We start from the raw sequence: 16835 nt of genomic DNA, 5'->3' as shown, positions 1-16835 counted from the left end.
CCCACGTAGACCGGGATCGCCCGAAGGGGTTGACGCCGTACGGCGGCGTGTTCATAGTGAGGGGCCATCCGCAACCGACGTCAGTGTCGGTTAGCACGCCACCCCCAAGGAGTGCGCCGTGGAGGACACGACTCCATCGCAGAACGCGTCATCCCCGACCGCGTCGACCGGGCCGGCACGGGACGGGCAGCCGGGCACCGGCGGGCTCGACCGCCGCCAGTTCGTCACCGGCGCCATCGCCGCCGCCGGTGCGATCGCCGCCGCCGGGGCCCTCGGCACCGGACGCGCCCAGGCCGCGACCCCGGCCGCGCGCCGGGCTCCCCGCACCGGGCGCGCCGCCCAGGCCGGACGCCGGGTCGCGATCTTCGGCGGCGGGATGGGAGGCCTGTCCGCCGCCCACGAGCTGGCCGAGCGCGGGTTCGACGTCACGATCTACGAGCGGAAGGCCTGGGGCGGCAAGTGCCGCAGCATGCCCGTCCCGAACACCGGCGGCGGGGGCCGCCAGGACCTGCCGGCCGAGCACGGGTTCCGGTTCTTCCCCGGCTTCTACCAGAACCTCCCCGACACGATGAGCCGGATCCCGCTGCCCGGCGGCGGGAAGGCCTTCGACAACCTGGTCGCCGGCACCGAGGTCGCCGCGTTCTACAACGGCACCAAGCTCGTCCTGCCCGCCCGCGGCACCATCGAGGGCACGCTCAGCCCCGACTCGCTTCTGGCCTTCCTGTCCACCGGGATCAACCTGCTCGGCACCGTCCAGGCGTGGGAGGTCGGCTACTTCCTGCAGAAGATGATCGCGTTCGTCACCAGCGGTCCGCTGCGCCGCTACAACCAGTGGGAGAACATGAGCTTCTCCGAGATGGTGCACGCGGAGAAGATGGACAAGCCCTACAACGAGATGCTGGTGCAGCTGTTCACCGGCACCCTGGTGGCGGCCAAGCCCGACAAGGCCAACGCGCACACCATGGGGCTGATGGCCGAGGCGTGGGTCTACAGCACCCTCGGCCTCGGTGGCTACAAGGCCCCCGACCGGCTCCTCAACGCCCCCACGAACGAGGCGCTCATCGACCCCTGGGTGGCCTACCTCAAGTCCCTCGGCGTCAAGTTCCAGTCCGACGCCACGCTCACCCGCCTCGACGTCACCGACAAGAGGATCAGCGGCGCGCAGATCACCGGCAGCGGCGGCACCACGGGCGTGGACGCCGACCACTACGTCCTCGCGGTCCCCGTCGAGCGCGCCGTCCCGCTGCTCAACGACCAGATCCTCGCCGCCGACCCGAACCTGAAGAACCTGTCGCAGATCACGACCGACTGGATGAACGGCATCATGATCTACCTGCGGCAGCCGATCGACCTGGCCAAGGGGCACGTCGCCTACGCCGGGCAGCCGTGGGCGCTCACCTCCATCAGCCAGGCCCAGTTCTGGAAGAAGAAGTTCGGCACGACCTACGGCAACGGCGAGGTCAACGAGTGCCTGTCGATCGACCTGTCCTCCTGGGACACCAAGGGCGTCCTCTACAACAAGACGGCCCGCGAGTGCACCTCCGACCAGATCTTCAACGAGGTCAAGGAGCAGTTGCGCCGCGCGATCCCGTGGGGCGGGGTCGTGCTCAACGACGCCAACATCCACTCCTACTACATCGACCCCGCCATCACCGGCAACGGCACCTCCCAGGTCGCCAACGACGAGCCGCTCATGATCAACAAGCCGGGCTCGTGGAACTACCGGCCCGAGGCCACCACCGGGCTGCCGAACCTGTTCCTCGCCTCCGACTACGTCCGCGCCGACATCAACCTCGCCACCATGGAGGGCGCCAACACCGCCGGCCGCAAGGCCGCCAACGCCATCCTGGACGCCTCCGGCGCCGGCGGCACCCCCGCCAAGCTCTTCAACCTCTACCTGCCCAACGAGTTCAAGGGCTTCTACGACGACGACGACCGGCGCTACAAGGCCGGCCAGCCGAACGCCTTCGACCTCTACGACCCGGCCAAGCCGTAACGCCCAAACCGCAACGCCGAAGCCGTAACACCCGAGGTCCATCGGATACCCACCCCCCCTTGAGCCGCCGCCCGCGGCCCGGTCCAGCGCGCCGACCGGCCGGGCCGCGGGCGGCACGGAAGGCTCTGCCGTGCAAGCGCAGTACCAGGCCCTCGCCGTCCTCTCCACCGGCATCTACTTCACCGGCCTCACCTTCCTGAAGATCGCCGCCACCGCCATGCCGCCGCTCGCCGGAGACCGCCCCGTCCACCTCGCCCGCACGCTGCTCACCGACCGGACCTGGCTCGCCGGCGGAACCGTCGTCGCGGTGGGCGCGTGCGTCCAGGCCGCGTCCCTCACCGGCCTCACGCTGGTGAAAGCGCAGCCGATGCTCCTCGCCGGGATCGGCCTGCTGATCGTCCTGGCCGTGCCGGTCATGGGCGAGCGGCTCACGCTCCGTGAATGGGGCTGCGTGCTGGTCCTCGCCGCCGCGACCGCGCTGTTCGCGGACGCGGCGGACGGCCCGCCCGGAAACGGCCGCCACGGCGGGGCGGTGGTGCTCACCTCGACGGTCACGGCGTCCGGCGCCGTGGGCACCGCCGTCCCGCCGTGGCTGCTCGGGACCGTCGCGGCGCTGTCGCTGCTGGTTCCGTGCGCCGGTTTCCTCGTCGCCGACCTCACCCGCAAGGGCGCGCACGCCCGCCCGCTGACAGGCGTCGCGCTCGCCATCGACGTCGGCCTGCTCACCGGCACCGCCGAACTGATGCTGAAGGGCGCCGCCGCGCGGCTCGGGCACCCGTTCACACCGGCCGCCGCCGCCTACCCGGCCCTGTTCACGGTCACCGCGCCGCTCGCCCTCGGCCAGCTCCAGATCGCCCTCCAGCGCGGCCGGCTGGTGATCATCGGGCTGGTCGCCACCGCGACCGCCAAGACGTACCTCCTGCTCGTCGGCACCCTTCTCCTCCGCGAGCCGTGGCCGGACGGGGCCACCGCCGAGATCGCGGCGGCGCTCATGCTGCTGGTGCTGGCCATCGCCGCAGTTCCGCACCACGAACGGGCGGCGGCCCGCACCCGAATCCAGAACCTGCCCATCACCCGATGACCACGCCGCAATCACCGCCCCCGCCCGCTCCACGGTTCGGCCTACACCGACCGGCTCCGGCAGGTCGCGGCTGCCGGCCACCTGTCAGCGGCGGCGCGCGCCACCGCCCAGGGCGGACCAGACCGCCGACGCCTGATCGAGCTGGTCCTCAGGCCGCGCCGTCAGTCCCGGGAGTTGCGCAAAGCCGCAGCACGCGCGGACTGGCCGCTCCGGCGCACCGTCGCGGTCATCACCGTCGAGGCACACCGCCAAGCCGCCTTCCCGCGGCGACTCCTTCCTCCCGGCATCCTCAGCGGACTCCACCTGGACGCTCACCGCCGGCACCGCCATGCACGTGAGCGAGCACATGTCCATGCCCGCACGAGCGCAAGGACCGCCTGACCTGCCGCTCACCGTGTACCGCTCGGATACTCGGTTTGATGCTGTGAGCTGGGATTTTGCTGTGGGGCCGTGGGAGTCGCTGCGACGATCTCGGGGTGTTGTTGGCTGTGCTGTGCCGGTTGGTCTGGAGCCTGCTCGGCGTGTTGGTGATGCTGGTTCGGTCTGGTCTGTCCAAGGATGTCGAGTTGCTGGTGGTGCGTCATGAGGACCAGGTGTTGCGCCGTCAGGTCGCGGGTCGGCCGCGTTGGGGTCATGGCGACCGGCTCTGGTTTGCGGCGTGTCCCATCTGGTGCCGCGCCGGCGGTGGGCCGAACTCTTTCCGGTTGTTCCCGCGACGGTCCTGCGCTGGCACCGTGACCTCGTCGCCCGTTAGTGGACTTTCACTGACCGGCGTCGTCCAGGTCGCCCCTGCACAGGTGTGTCGATCAGAACGCTGATCTTGCGGATGGCGCGGGAGAACCCGGCGTGGGGGCGCCGGCGGATCCAAGGCGAGTTGGCCCGTCTCGGCTGCACGATTGCGGCTTCCGCGGTGTGGGAGATCCTGCATGCAGCCGGCGTCGATCCGGTACCGCGTCGGGCGGAGCCGACCTGGCGGCGGTTCCTGGCCGCTCAAGCGCACGGAATCATCGCTTGCGACTTCCTGGTGGTGGGTGACGGTGCTGCTCAAGCGGCTCTGTGTGCTGGTGTTCATCGAGCACGGCACCCGCAGAGTGCACCTGGGCGGGGTGACAGATTGCCCGACGGGGCGTGGGCGGTGCAGCCGTGAACTGCTGGATCGGGTGTTGATCCTGGGGGAGTGGCACCTGGCCCTGGTGCTCGGCGAGTACCTGACCCACTAAAACGGCCACCGGCCCCACCAAGCCCGCCGGCAACGACCTCCAGATGCCGAATGCCAGCCCGCCAGGACCGCGGCTGAAGCAAACGACCTGAGATCCATCCGGCGAAGACCCGTCGTCACGGGTGTTATCAACGAATACCACCATGCCGCATAACCCCAACTCAAGCCGCATAACTCAATAGTCGAGCGGCACACGTTCGGCCACCTGTGGATCATCACCGGCGAGCCGCGTTGAGCCATTCCCGGCCGCCGCCCGGGCACCGACCCGTCCAGGCCGCCGGGTGCGGACGGTCGTCCCTGCCGGAGACCGCGGCGGCCATGGCTCCCGAGCCGGCCTCAGCCCCGGCCGATGCGCCGGGCGGTGAGATAGGCGAGCACGGCGCTGACCCGGCGGTTGCTGGTGGGGGCGGCGCTGATGCGGAGTTTGCCGAAGATGCCGCGGGCATGCGAGCCGACCGTCTTCTCGGTGATGACGAGGCGTTCGGCGATGCCGCGGTCGGACAGGCCCTGCGCCATCAGCGTGAGCACGTCCCGCTCGCGCGGCGTCAGCGCGGCGAGCGGGTCCGGACCGGGGCCGGGGGCGACCAGCTCGGCGACGACCTCCGGGTCGACGGCGGCCTCGCCGGCGGCCAGGCGGTCCAGGGCGTCGCCGAGCATCGCCGGCTCGAACAGCCGGTCCTTCAGCAGGTAGCCGACGCCGGACCCGCCGGTGCGCAGCAGCTCGGCCGCGTAGGACGTCTCGACGTACTTGGACAGGACGAGCACCGCCGTGCGGGTGTGGCGGCCGCGGATGTGCGCGGCGAGCCGCAGCCCCTCGTCGGTGTACGTGGGCGGCAGCCGGACGTCCAGGATCGCCGCGTCCGGGAGGTGCCGGGCGACCAGCCCGGGGACCTGCTCGGCGCGGACCGCCGCGGCCGCCACCTCGTGCCCGAGTCCGGACAGCACGCTGACCAGCCCCTCGCGCTCCAGCAGCGCGTCCTCCGCGACGATCAGCCGCATGACCGGTCCGGTCCGGCGGGCAGCGCGGGGGCGACCGGCAGGTCGGCGGTGAGCACGGTGCCCCGCCCCGGCGGGCTGTCCAGGGTGAGCGTGCCGTCGAGGGCCGCGACCCGGTCGGCGAGCCCGACCAGGCCGGACGCGGGGACCGCGCCGCCTGCGCCGTCATCGGCGATCCGGATGCGCAGCCGTCCGCCGCCGGCTTCCACGTCGACCTCGGCGCCGGTGGCACGGGCGTGCCGGGCCGCGTTGGCCAGCGCCTCGCCGACCACGAAGTACACGGTGGCCTCCAGGGTCGGGTCGAACCGGGGCAGGTCGGGGACGCCGAGCCTGACCGGCAGCGCGCTGCGCATCGCGAGCCGTTCCAGCGCCGGGCCGAGCCCACGGGCGGTCAGCACGGCGGGGTGGACGCCGCGGGCCAGGTCGCGCAGCTCGCGGAGCGCCTCGCGCAGCTCGTCCTCGGCGCGCCCGAGCAGCGCCAGGGTGCCGTCGGCCGCGGGAGCGCCGCGCAGGCTCTCGCGCAGGTCACGGAGCGTGCGGCCGATCCCGAGCATCCGCGCCTGCGCGCCGTCGTGCAGGTCCCGCTCGATGCGGCGGCGCGCCTCGTCCCCGGCCATGACGAGCCGGGCCCGGGACGCGCGCACCTCTACGAGCCGCGCCCGCACCTCCGCCTCCAGCCGCGCGTTGTCGAGCGCGAGGCGCGCGGCGGCGCTCACGGCGTCCAGCAGGCGCGGCTCGTCGCGCAGCGTCGGGTCGTGCAGCAGGACGGCGACGGGGCGTTCCGGCGGACCCACCATGGTCAGCCGCCGGGGGTCGGGTGCCTCCGGCAGCCGCACCGGCGCGCCGCGGCCGTCCACCCAGCCGCCCGCGACGGGGTAGGCGACCTGGAGTTGCGGGTCGCCGAGCGCGGCGGCGAGCGCGGTGTGCAGCCGGGCGGCGGGCATCACCGCGATGTTGCGGACCAGGTCGGACACCCGGGCCTCGTCCAGCCGCTCGCGCAGCAGCCCGAGGAAGAACGCGGCGGGAGCGGCCAGCAGCGAGGTGAACTGGGCGGCCGCCAGGACGGTCTCGATGGCGCCGGACGGGGGCGACCGCACCGTGCCGAGCAGGTTGACCGCCCCCCACAGCACCGCGGCCGTGATCATCGCGGCGGTGGGGAAGGCCAGCAGCCGCCGTTCGCGGTCGCCCGCCCGGACGAAGCGGCGCACCGGCACCGACGCGCCGATGAGCACCAGCGCCGCCGTCCCCAGCGCGAGCCCCTGCTCGGTGAGGCGGGCGGAAGTCGCGGACCCGGCCAGGCTGAGCGGCGCGCAGATGTCCTTGCACCGGCCCTCGGGCGGGGCGGGGCCGAAGACGACCAGCAGGAGCACCGACACCGCCCCGAACGCGTATCCGGCCGTGATGACGGCCCGCCCCGCCCGGTCGGTGAAGCGCCCGGACGGGTAGGCGAGGAAGACGTGCGCGCCCAGCGGCAGCTGAAGCGCGGTGAGGAGCATCGCGACTGTGAGGGCGACGCGCAGGGCGGGGCCGGGGGAGGCCAGCGCGAAGGAGGCGGGAGCGTCGGTCGCGAGCAGCAGCCCGAGCAGCGCCATCAGGGCGCCCATCGGGGACCGCGGCCGGATGACGGTGACCAGGATTCCCGCGGTCAGCCAGCCGGCGACCTGCGCGAGCTCTTTGAGGTAGAAGACCGCGCCGTGGCCGCCGCGGGTGGCCGCGAGCCAGCCGTCGAAGGCCACCAGCGCGAACCCCGCCGCGGCCGCCGCCCGCGCCCGGCCGGGCGCGGGCGCGCGGATCTCAGGGTTTTCCATGAGGCGGGACGCCCGTCGGATCCGCCATCCTCGGAGAAACCGGCCGACGTGCGGAGGAATGTCCCGATGCGCGAATCCGAATTGTCTTCACCATTACCGGAGCATGCGGGCGGGCGGGCTGGCGGGAGGGGCGCGGCAACGGTGTCGCGTGGATCATTCCACGCTCCTTTTCGGGGTCACGGGGGCACCTCGGAAGAGACCGATCGGGCGCCATCCTAACCGTCCGCTATGGCGAACGGCCGGTGTGTGACCGATATCGGCACCTCGGTGCCCGAAAACTGATTCAGGGGGCGAGGATATGAACCACTGGCGGCTCAAAGGATTCACCGAGATCGGTGAACTCGGTACCGGCGCCCAAGGACGGGTGGTGCTGGCCCAGCGCGGCGACCGCGGCCCTTGCGTGGCGATCAAGTATGTGCGGGCGGGGGCGGGACGGGTCCCGTCGCAGCGAGAGGCGCGGATCCTCGCCGGAGTGGACGATCCGCACGTCGCGCGCCTGTACGAACTGGTCGAGGGCGCCGGCGGCGTGGCGCTGGTGATGGAGGCCGTGCCGGGGCATCCGCTGGCGGCGGTCCTGGCGCGCAACGGCGCGCTGCCGCCCGAGGCCGCCCTGCTGGTGCTGAGGGGCTCGCTGCTCGGGCTCGCCGCCGCGCACGCGGCGGGCGTGGTGCACCGCGACTACAAGCCGTCCAACGTGATCGTGCAGGCCGACGGCGCGAGCAAGCTCATCGACTTCGGTGTGGCGACGCCGGCGGGGACGCGGTCGAGGGCGGGCACTCCGGCGTACATGGCGCCGGAGCAGTGGGCCGGGGAGCCCGCCTCGCCCGCCACCGACGTGTACGCGGCGACCTGCGTCTTCTACGAGTGCGTCACCGGGCGCCCGCCGTTCGGAGGGGACGGGCCGCTCGCGCTGATGGCGCAGCACAGCGCCGACCCGGTGCCGCTGGAGGATGTACCCGAGCCGCTGCACCGGCTCGTCGAACAGGGCATGGCCAAGGATCCGGGCCGCCGTCCGCAGAGCGCGGCCGAGTTCGTCGCCGTCCTGGACGCCGTCGCGGGGAAGGCGTACGGCTCGGGCTGGGAGCGGCGCGGCCGACTCGCGCTCGCCGCGCTGGCCGTCGCGCTGCTGCGGGAGCGGGCCGCCGCGCCGTCCGGCTCGGTGAGCCTGGCCGAGACCGTGCTCGCGCGGACGGCGCTCCGGCCGGGACGTGGGCGCCGGGTCCGTAGGGCGCTCACCGCGGCGCTCGCGGCCGCGGCCGTCCTGGTGATCGCCGTGGGGCTTCTCCTCGCCCGGAACGGGCACCGTGCCGGCCCGGCGGCGTCGACATGGGCGACCACGCCCGCGACCGGGCACCGTCCACCCGCCGGAGGGGGCGGTTCGGCCGGCGGGACGGCCACGCCCACGGCGCCGCAGGGCCCCGGCGCGCCGGGGCCCGCGCCGAGCGGAATGCGCGCACCCGCGCCGAGCGGCACGCCCGGGACGACGCCGGCGGGCGGGGGCACTCCCGCGCCGGGCCCCTCCACGACACCGCCCAGCACGCCGCCCACCACGACGACGCCGACGGCCCCCGGCACGAAGACGTCCCATCCCAGGCCGGGACCGGACGAGCCGGGACCGGACGAGCCGGGACCGGACGAGCCGGGACCGGTGGAGCCGGGACCGGTGGAGCCGCGACCGGGGCCGACCGAGCCCCGGCCCGGCACGGACGACGAGTCCGGCCCGGGAACCGACGGACCGATCGTGGCCGTCCCGGTCCGGCCGGGACCCGCCGTTCCCGCGCGGACCATCACCCCGAGCGCCGCCCCCGGCTCCGGTGCCGTCAACCCGCGGGCGGGCGTCCCGGCGGACTCCGGCGAGCCGGGCTGATCACGCGATGGACACACGACCCCTTCCCGCCCGGGTGCGCCCGCCCCGGCCCGCCGACCCCCGGTGGATCGGCGCTTACGAGGTGGCCGGTTTCCTCGGCGAGGGCGGCATGGGCAGCGTCCTGGTCGGGCGCGGGCGCGACGGTCGGCTCGTCGCGATCAAGGTGATCCGGCCGGAGTTGGCGGGCCAGCCGCAGTTCCGGGCCCGGTTCCGGCGCGAGGCGAGGAACGCGATGCGCGTCCCCCGGTTCTGCACCGCCGAGGTTCTGGACGCCGACCCGGACGCCCCCGCGCCCTACCTCGTCACCGAGTACATCGACGCCCCGACGCTCAAGGAGGCGGTCCGCGCGTCCGGGCCGCTGCGCGGCGCCGAACTCGAGCAGCTCGGCGTGACGATGGCGGCGGCCCTGGCCAGCATCCATGGGTGCGGCGTCGTCCACCGCGACCTGAAGCCGGGGAACGTGCTGCTGTCGCGGTTCGGGCCGCGCGTCATCGACTTCGGCATCGCCAAGGCGGTCGACGAGACCCGGATGACCGGTGACGACCAGGTCCTCGGCACCCCCGCCTACATGGCCCCGGAGCAGTTGCGGGGACGGCCCGTCCCGGCGTCGGATGTGTTCGCGTGGGGCACCGTGATGGTGTTCGCCGCGACGGGACGGCGCCCGTTCGGCGGGCGGACGCTGACCGAGATGGCCGCGGCGATCCTGAACGGCGAGCCCGACCTCTCGGGCCTTACCGGAACGCTGCGCGCGACCGTCGCGGCGGCGCTGGCCAAGGACGCCGGGTCCCGGCCCGCTCCGGCACGGATCCTGGAACTGCTCGGCGTGACGGCGGCTGAGATGGCGAGGTCCGAGACGGCGGCCCGCGTCCCGTCCGGCGGCGACCCCGTCCCCGAGCGGACGAGGACCGACCTCACCACCGGCGCCTTCACACCTCCGCGGGCACCCGGGCCGAGCCTGCCTCCACCCGATCCGGCATCCGCCCGGCATGCCCTCACCGCGCCGCCGGACGAACGGCACCGGACGGCCGGTACACGGCCCGACGGCGGCGACGGGGCCGTCCCGGAGGAGTGGGACGGGTGGACACCTGAGCGGATGCGCCGGCGCCGGCGCGCGTCCCGCGTCTCCCGCGGGGTGCTCGGCGCCGTCACGAGCGCGCTCATCGTCGCCGCCCTGCTGGCCCTCCTGCTCGTGCGGGGCGGGACACCGCTACGGGTGGAGGACGTCTCGGTCCGGACGGACAAGGCCAAGTACGGATGCGGCGCCAACGTCGATGTGACCGCGACCTTCGCCACCAACGGCGCGCCCGGGGATCTCGCCTACCGGTGGAAGCGCAGCGACCAAGACCAACCCGGTCCGCGGATGGAGAGCTCCGTCGAACGGGGAACGAAGACGACCACGGTGCATCTTTACTGGCGGATCAGCGGCCCCGGAAAGCACCGGTTTACCGCCACGGTGATGCTGCTCGACGCCCCGGGCACGCGGAAGTCCACAGCCTTCACCTATTCGTGCAAATAGCCAAGATCCCGTAAACAACTGAGCCATTCGTCGGAGATCTGAGGTGGCCTTGTGTGGTCGCTGGGCGTGGTGATGGGGACTCGCGCGGCCCGGGGGATTTCCGGGGTGGCGGGGCCGGGTCCTCCTGTCACGGCCGGAGACCGGGCGACTGCGCCGGAGCCGATCGCGAAAAGCATCTCGGGGAGGGTGAGCGCGGCCACGCGGATGAGGCGCTGCGCGGGCGGGCGGGCGGTGCTCCTGGCCGGGTTCTGGGCCCCCGGTCAGGGCTCGGGTTCGTGTGACCGCTCCCCAGGCTGCTAGACATCTGCCGCATGGAACGACGTACCGTGCGCTGTTACCGCTATCTGTTGATCATGGCAGTGCTGGCGGTGTTCCTGGCCGTCGGTGCCGGCCTGCTGGTGCGGGCACTGCTCCGAGGTCTGCCGTATCTGGAGACGCTCGGCGCGATCATCCTTCTCGCCGTCGTCGCCGCGGCCCTCGTGACGGCCGTGGCCGCACTGCGCAGCCGCGCCATCGTCGACGACCACGGCGTCACGGTCGTGGGTGCGCTGCGCCGCTGGCGCTACGCCTGGGACGACGTCACCGAGATCTCCCTGCACGTATCGCTGCGCTACTGGGAGGTGTACCTGCGTACCGCCGATGCCGAACGCCGGGTCTTCTTTTATCCGGTCGGACTCTTCGCGCCTCCGGCCGCCGGCGAGCGCCACTCCACACCTCCGCCCTGTACCCCGTCCGGCCTGGCGAGGCTCCATGCGCGCCTGACCGAGTTCCGCGGCTGAAACCTGGCGTACCACCGAGCATCGCGCTCCGGCCCGCACCGGCCGCCTCTCGCTGACGATCCGGGAGCGCTCTGAACGCCTTCGCTGGGCGGGGGAGCACGGTGATGGGGCCACCAGCGCCGACCGGTCCCTGATGCCGGACCGACAGCTGTAGCCGGTCGTTCCGGCCAGCGCGTACACGCCGAGCGCCCGGTTGCGGCGCGGCCCCTCGGCGAACGTCGTGGTGATCAGCGACAGTGCCGCCGGAGCGGTACTGCGCTTGGTGCGGGAGAACCCCGGGCTGGGGCTATCGGCGGGTGCACGGCGAGTTGCTGGTGCTCGGCGTCAAGGTCGCGGCCTCTACCGTGGGGGAGATCCTCAACGACGCCGGCGTCGATCCGGCGCCTGAGCGTTCCGTCACCTCCTGGGCCGGGTTCCTGAGTTCCCAGGCCGGGGCGCTGCCGGCGTGTGACTTCCTGGAGACCGTGCCCCTCACCGGTGCCCGCGTGTACGTGCTTGCGGTCATCGAGCATCACACCCGCCGTGTCCGGGTTCTGGGCGCCACCGCCCACCCGAACGCGGCGTGGTTGACCCAGTCGGCGCGGAACCTGGTCATGGACCTGGAGGACGCCGGCTGCCGGGCACGGTTATTGATCCGCGACCGGGACGCCAAGTTCCCCGACTTGTTCGACGCCGTCTTTGCCGATGCGGGTATCCGGGTGGTGCTGACCGGTGTGCGGTTGCCGAGGATGAACTCGGTGATGGAGCGGTGGGTGCAGACCTGCCGCCGCGAACTCCTGAGCCGCACGTTGATCTGGAACCAGCGGCACCTGCTCCACGCCCTCCGCAAGTTCGAGACCTTCTCCAACCAGCACCGGCCCCACCAGGGCATCGCCAACGCTCGCCCGTTGAAGCCGCTGCCTCCACCGATCGCCGATGCCGACGAGATCGCCCACCTGAACGTCCGAAGAACGCAGCGTCTGGGCGGGGCTCCTTAATAGGTATGAACACGCCGCTTGACTTGCACGGATGAGGTTTTCGGCAGGGGCAGGGGCCCGTCGAGTAGGGCGGGGTCTGGGAAGTCCGGCCGTGTCGGTATGGCTCATTGCCCCCTACAGCAGTTGATGGCCTGGGGGTATGGCGAAGTCCGGAGCCTGACAGGCTGATCAGCCGATCGGTGGTGCGAGGTATTCCAGCGCGTAACCGTCGCCGGAGGGCGTTACGCGGGCGATGCCGGGTGAGTCGAGGTGGGCGCCGGCCACGAAGTGGTGCGGTCGGGACAGTTGTTCGAGGAGCGCCGCTCGCGCGGCGCGGGCCTGGGGCTGGTCGCCGTCGAGTTCCCAGGACACGTTCGGCTGATCGAATTGGAGCGTGGGGACGTGAACGGTGTCGCCCCAGACGAGAAGGTGGCCGGTGCCGCTCCTGACGTCGTAGACGGTGTGACCGGGCGTGTGGCCCGGTGTCGGGATCGCGGTGGTCCAGTCGTTGATCGCAACCCTTTCCGACACGGGGACGACCCGGTCGCGGATCGGCTCGAGCCGCCCGGTGAACACCGAGGTGTCGCCCGCGCCGATCCACACGCTCTCGAGTTTCGTGAACGCCTCTGAACCGTCCGGTGCGATCAGGCCGCTCACATGGTCTTCGTGCCTGTGGGTGATGGCCACGTCGGTGATATGCGCGCGGTCGATTCCCGCTTCGTCGAGCGCGTCGTAGATCAGTCCCATGGTGGGGTCGTGCCAGGCGTTGGACGCGCCGGTGTCGATGAGGAGCGACCGTGTGCCGTCGGTGACGAAGAAGGCGTTGACCGACAGCCGCAGGTTGTCGCCGGCCAGCGGGACGGTGGCCGGCAGCTCATCGAGCGTGCGCCCGTCCTCGTCGCGGAGCCGAGTCGGCGGCATGTCGATGTACCCGTCTCGCAGCGAGATCACCTGCAGATCGCCGAACTCGAACGTGGCATGGTGCCGGCCACTCGAGATCAAACGCATGGAACCTCCATCATGTTGGGCGCACAGCGTGCGTCTCCGATAGAAGAGTACGTCTTCTTTAGGAGAAACCCTACACTGTGGGCTGCGAGGTACCCATCGATCGAGGAGCACGGTGGTCGAACAAGACGGAGACGCGGCCGAACCATGGCACGGGGACGACCTGGCCGGCGCGTTCGGCGGTAACGTGCGGCGACGCCGTGAGGAGGCGGGCCTGACGCTGGAGCAATTGTCCACGCGGTCGTCGGTCAGCCGGGCGATGCTGTCCAAGGTCGAACGCGGCGAGAAGAGCCCGACGATCGGCGTCGCGTCCAGGATCGCCCACGCGCTCGGCGCGCCGCTCTCGGACCTGATCGGCGCGCCGGCCGCCGCCGCGTCCGGTGTTGCCGTTGTCATGCGCAAGAACGATCGTCCGGTTTTCCGTGACCCGGAAACCGGCTTCGAGCGGCACATGGTGTCAGCGGCCCCGGGCGCGGGAGGAGCCGAGATGATCGTCCACTACCTGCCCGCGCAGGTCTCCACCGGGCTGCTGCCCGCGTATCCGCCCGGTACGGAGAAGCAACTCGTGGTGCTCGAAGGCACCCTCACCGTCGCGATCGGCGGGATCAGCCAGACCCTGAACACAGGCGACTCCCTGTTCTTCCAGGCCGATGCGGACCACGGCTTCGCCAACCGAACGAACGCCCCTTGCGAATACATCATGGTGATCTCGCGCAGAACCTGATCGACCGCGGGTTGCGGGCTGACGCGGGCTTGCGGGGCGAAGGCGGATTCCGGGGGATCCGTCGGCGCTGCTCGCGAGCCGGCTTCGAAGAACACCGTGAGTCCGGCGCCGTGCTGGCTGCACTCGATCATGATCTCGGTGACAGTCGGGTGACGGGTGACGGGTGGCCGCTGCCGAGTGCGGAGTGGCGGCGGGTGGTGTTGTAGTGCTCGAGCCAGGGGCCGGGGAACACTTGCAGGTCGCCGCGCGCACCGGGCCCGGATCGAAGTGGGCGGTTATGCGGCCGGGTGAGCAGCGGGCATTCCGCGAGATGTGCCATCCCTTGAGCGCAGCGGCGCCTCGCTCGCCCAAGGCGCGGCCCTTGGCGTGGTGCCGGTTGAACAGCTTCCTGCGTTCCCCGGCTTGCGATGCTTCTTGCACTTGTAGGAGGTACCGACCGCGCCGCCGGCGTCGACGCCCCCTTGTCGGCGTAGCAGGCGATCGCCCGGTCCGTCAGAGCGTCGATGATGCCGTGCTCACGGTCAACTCAGATCGAGTGTCCGTGGAACGGGGGGAAGCTCAGTCATGAGAGCGGAGGTGAAGGCCGTGCTGGAGTCGTAGGTCTGGCTGGTTTGGAGACAGTGGAAGAGCTGGCCGAGCATTCGGTCGAACAAGTGCCGGAGAGCGGCTGAGTGTCGATCGCCTCGGTTGCGGCGTCGCTGGTAGTGGGCTCGTGCGGGTTCGTGGTTGGTCGAGGCCGCGAATGCCCGAACGAACCCTGCGCCGGCGCCGGCGATCGTTCTTGATCGTTCGGTGGGTGATGGAGATGCTCCGTCCGGAGGCACGAGTGTGCCTTCAACCTCCGCCGACTCATCAACCTCGGACTCACCCGAACCAACCACACCTGGCACCTCTCCCCAGCCGGCACATAACTACAAAGAGCCGTCCGGCCCACGGCCGGACAGCCCCTCGCAAGATCTTCAGCAGTCTTCTAGCCGCGCCGTCCAGGGCAGGGCTGCCCGCTTAGGACTCGCAGATCGTGATGAGCTCGTTGGCGGCCCAGCGGATGTTGCCAGGATGTTCCTCGTCGGTGAAGTGCCGCAGGGAGGGCAGGGCGCCGATCACCGCGTCCCGCTCGGCCCCCGGGCCGTTGGCGATGTCGGCGATGAGCAGGAGCAGCGTGTTGTGGGCCCGGTTGGTTGGCACCAGCATGCGTTCCGCCAGGAAGGGCACCGCGGCGGCGGCCGCGGTGTTCTCGGCGTGCTTTGACACCAGCAGTTCGTAGAGGCGTTTGACGGCCTTCTGTGCAGCGTCCTCGTCGTCGGTCGCCAAGGTGGTGAGGAGGTCGGGGACCTCGTATCCCGGACCGTGGTTGGTCCGGAGGTCACCCCACTCGACCTCGTGCACGCGCCGAAAGAAGTCCCGGTCGGGCCACAGGGCGTTCACATCGAGGCGAAGCTCGGTGGTGCCGTGTTCGGTGGTGACATGGAGGGCTGCGTCAGCGCGCAGGGCGAGCGTTTCGATGCCGGTTCCCAGGCGCAGGTCGGCGCGAGCTTCGGTGTGCACGTCCCAGATCGTGACGAGCCCCTCGCGCCAGGCCACGGCGACGGCCGGGCCGGTCTCCAACACGGCCGAGGCGAGCGCGGTGACCGGGGTACGGCGGCGCGCGAAGGGGACGCGCGCCACGACGTCGCTTCCGGTCCAGTACCGGAGCACGCCGTCGGCGTCTCCACTCCACAGGAGCACGCCGGTGCCGGACCGGTGGGGGGTGACGGCGGTGACCGGAGCGTGGTGCAGGTGCCGGGAGCCGGAGCGGGAACCGTCGACCGTCCAGAAGTGCACGTCGCCGCCGGCGTCTCCGGCCACCACGACCGTCGCGTCGCGGTCGGCGGCCAACGCGGTGTGGTTCGCCAGCGCCTCCGGCCCGCTGACCTGCGGGATGGCGGGAATCGCGAGAGCGGCCGAGGTCGATCCGACCTCCCAGCGGGGATCGGCGGCAGGGGCGAACGCAGGCAGGTCCTCGACCGGGGTGGGTGTCTCCCCGGGAGACTGGATGTCCTTCTCGGTCCACTCCACGCCCAGGGTGCCGAGCGCTTGGAGGAGGCCGTCGCGGGTCCGTGCGTGCACCACGAGCGCGTAGTCGGCCCCGGGGCCCCTTCCGTGGCGGACGATGACCTCGGGGCCGCCGTAGGAGAGGGCGTCGGTGGCCATCTCCTGCCAGGGAGGCAGCCCCATCTCCTGGTAGTTGGCGCGGAGCCTGTCGACCATGGCGGCATCGACGTGTTCGCGTTCGACACGCATGGTCCACCAGAAGTGCGCCGGGAGCCGCTCCACCGCGAGCTGAAGGAAGAACTCCGAGATCGAATCGCTCTGCACGACCCAGCCGTCGGAGGTGTTGACCCACACCGGCGGGTCGGGCCATTGCTCCGCTTCGGAGACGAAGTAGCCCCACTGGTGGACGTAGTGGTACTCGGACATGATCACGCGGATCTCGTCATCGGACGGCTGCTCGAACGTGTCCGGGGCCGAGGGCGGCCAGTGCGGATGCGTCCAATAGAGCCTCGGCCGGTAGGCGAAGGAGTTGCCGTGCCAATCCCACCACTCGACCAGCGCGGCCGGCACATCGGCTCCCGGCTCGAAGCCGGGAGCTTCGCCCTGCCTGGTGATCAGGGGCTCCCCGCCGGGTTCCTCGTACCCCAGCTCGCGCTGCACCTCCCGGAGCAGAACCCAGCGTCCCCGATCCGCCGCCCCGGCCAGCCGCCCAGCGAACAGACCGAAGTCAATGACCTTGTCCATGCCGGGCCATCCTAGACAGAGCGGGAGATACGGTCGCGACGCGTGCCGATCATGGGATCGTGGCCGACACCAGTCCGGGCGAGGGGTGCGTCTAGGCCTCGGGGATGGTCAGG

General features: G+C 71.8%; 12 protein-coding genes. 8 read left to right on the top strand and 4 right to left on the bottom strand.

From position 1 onward, the window contains the following. The first annotated feature begins 118 nt into the window (after positions 1-118). The 3 genes from ACA514_RS00950 (at position 119) to ACA514_RS00940 (ending at position 4297) form a co-directional block, all read left to right on the top strand. Positions 119-1996: an FAD-dependent oxidoreductase gene (locus tag ACA514_RS00950; protein ID WP_375039019.1), complete on the top strand. Its 1878-nt coding sequence runs from the start codon at positions 119-121 to the stop codon at positions 1994-1996. A 130-nt stretch (positions 1997-2126) separates the two neighbouring features. Further along, positions 2127-3077 carry a hypothetical protein gene (locus ACA514_RS00945; RefSeq protein ID WP_375039018.1) on the top strand — a complete coding sequence of 317 codons (951 nt, stop codon included), beginning with the start codon at positions 2127-2129 and terminating at the stop codon, positions 3075-3077. Between the two features lie 926 nt (positions 3078-4003). Then, positions 4004-4297, top strand: coding sequence for a hypothetical protein (locus tag ACA514_RS00940; protein WP_375039017.1), 294 nt, complete (start codon positions 4004-4006; stop codon positions 4295-4297). A gap of 335 nt (positions 4298-4632) precedes the next feature. Here ACA514_RS00940 and ACA514_RS00935 read toward each other — a convergent pair whose 3' ends face one another. Together ACA514_RS00935 and ACA514_RS00930 are read right to left on the bottom strand one after the other, a co-directional pair. Further along, positions 4633-5295, bottom strand: coding sequence for a LuxR C-terminal-related transcriptional regulator (locus ACA514_RS00935; protein WP_375039016.1), 663 nt, complete (start codon positions 5293-5295; stop codon positions 4633-4635). Beyond that, positions 5286-7100, bottom strand: a complete 1815-nt coding sequence (locus tag ACA514_RS00930; protein WP_375039015.1) for a sensor histidine kinase — start codon at positions 7098-7100, stop codon at positions 5286-5288. The genes ACA514_RS00935 and ACA514_RS00930 overlap by 10 nt, the downstream gene beginning before the upstream one ends. Before the next feature lie 298 nt (positions 7101-7398). On the opposite strand from ACA514_RS00930, the gene ACA514_RS00925 reads away from it, so the two are divergent. From ACA514_RS00925 to ACA514_RS00910, 4 genes are all read left to right on the top strand, one after another. Further along, positions 7399-8967, top strand: coding sequence for a protein kinase (locus tag ACA514_RS00925; protein ID WP_375039014.1), 1569 nt, complete (start codon positions 7399-7401; stop codon positions 8965-8967). A 7-nt stretch (positions 8968-8974) separates the two neighbouring features. Next, positions 8975-10483, top strand: a complete 1509-nt coding sequence (locus ACA514_RS00920) for a serine/threonine-protein kinase (RefSeq protein ID WP_375039013.1) — start codon at positions 8975-8977, stop codon at positions 10481-10483. Between the two features lie 311 nt (positions 10484-10794). Next, positions 10795-11262, top strand: coding sequence for a PH domain-containing protein (locus ACA514_RS00915; RefSeq protein ID WP_375039012.1), 468 nt, complete (start codon positions 10795-10797; stop codon positions 11260-11262). Positions 11263-11558: 296 nt separating this feature from the next. Continuing rightward, positions 11559-12239 (top strand): integrase core domain-containing protein, encoded by a 681-nt coding sequence (locus ACA514_RS00910; protein WP_375039011.1) that lies wholly within the window; start codon positions 11559-11561, stop codon positions 12237-12239. Positions 12240-12407: 168 nt separating this feature from the next. Here ACA514_RS00910 and ACA514_RS00905 read toward each other — a convergent pair whose 3' ends face one another. Then, entirely contained in the window at positions 12408-13226 is an 819-nt protein-coding gene (locus ACA514_RS00905) for an MBL fold metallo-hydrolase (protein ID WP_375039010.1), read from the bottom strand. Positions 13227-13338: 112 nt separating this feature from the next. Here ACA514_RS00905 and ACA514_RS00900 point away from each other — a divergent pair, with 112 nt between their 5' ends. Continuing rightward, positions 13339-13947 carry a helix-turn-helix domain-containing protein gene (locus tag ACA514_RS00900; protein ID WP_375039009.1) on the top strand — a complete coding sequence of 203 codons (609 nt, stop codon included), beginning with the start codon at positions 13339-13341 and terminating at the stop codon, positions 13945-13947. A gap of 1002 nt (positions 13948-14949) precedes the next feature. Here the strand turns inward: ACA514_RS00900 and ACA514_RS00895 are convergent. Further along, positions 14950-16722 (bottom strand): hypothetical protein, encoded by a 1773-nt coding sequence (locus tag ACA514_RS00895; RefSeq protein WP_375039008.1) that lies wholly within the window; start codon positions 16720-16722, stop codon positions 14950-14952. Positions 16723-16835 lie beyond the last annotated feature (113 nt).

The organism is Actinomadura sp. NTSP31, from assembly GCF_041951385.1.
GTDB lineage: Bacteria > Actinomycetota > Actinomycetes > Streptosporangiales > Streptosporangiaceae > Spirillospora > Spirillospora napierensis.
Note: the sequence above shows the minus strand (reverse complement) of the source record. Positions and strands in the feature narration are given on the sequence as shown.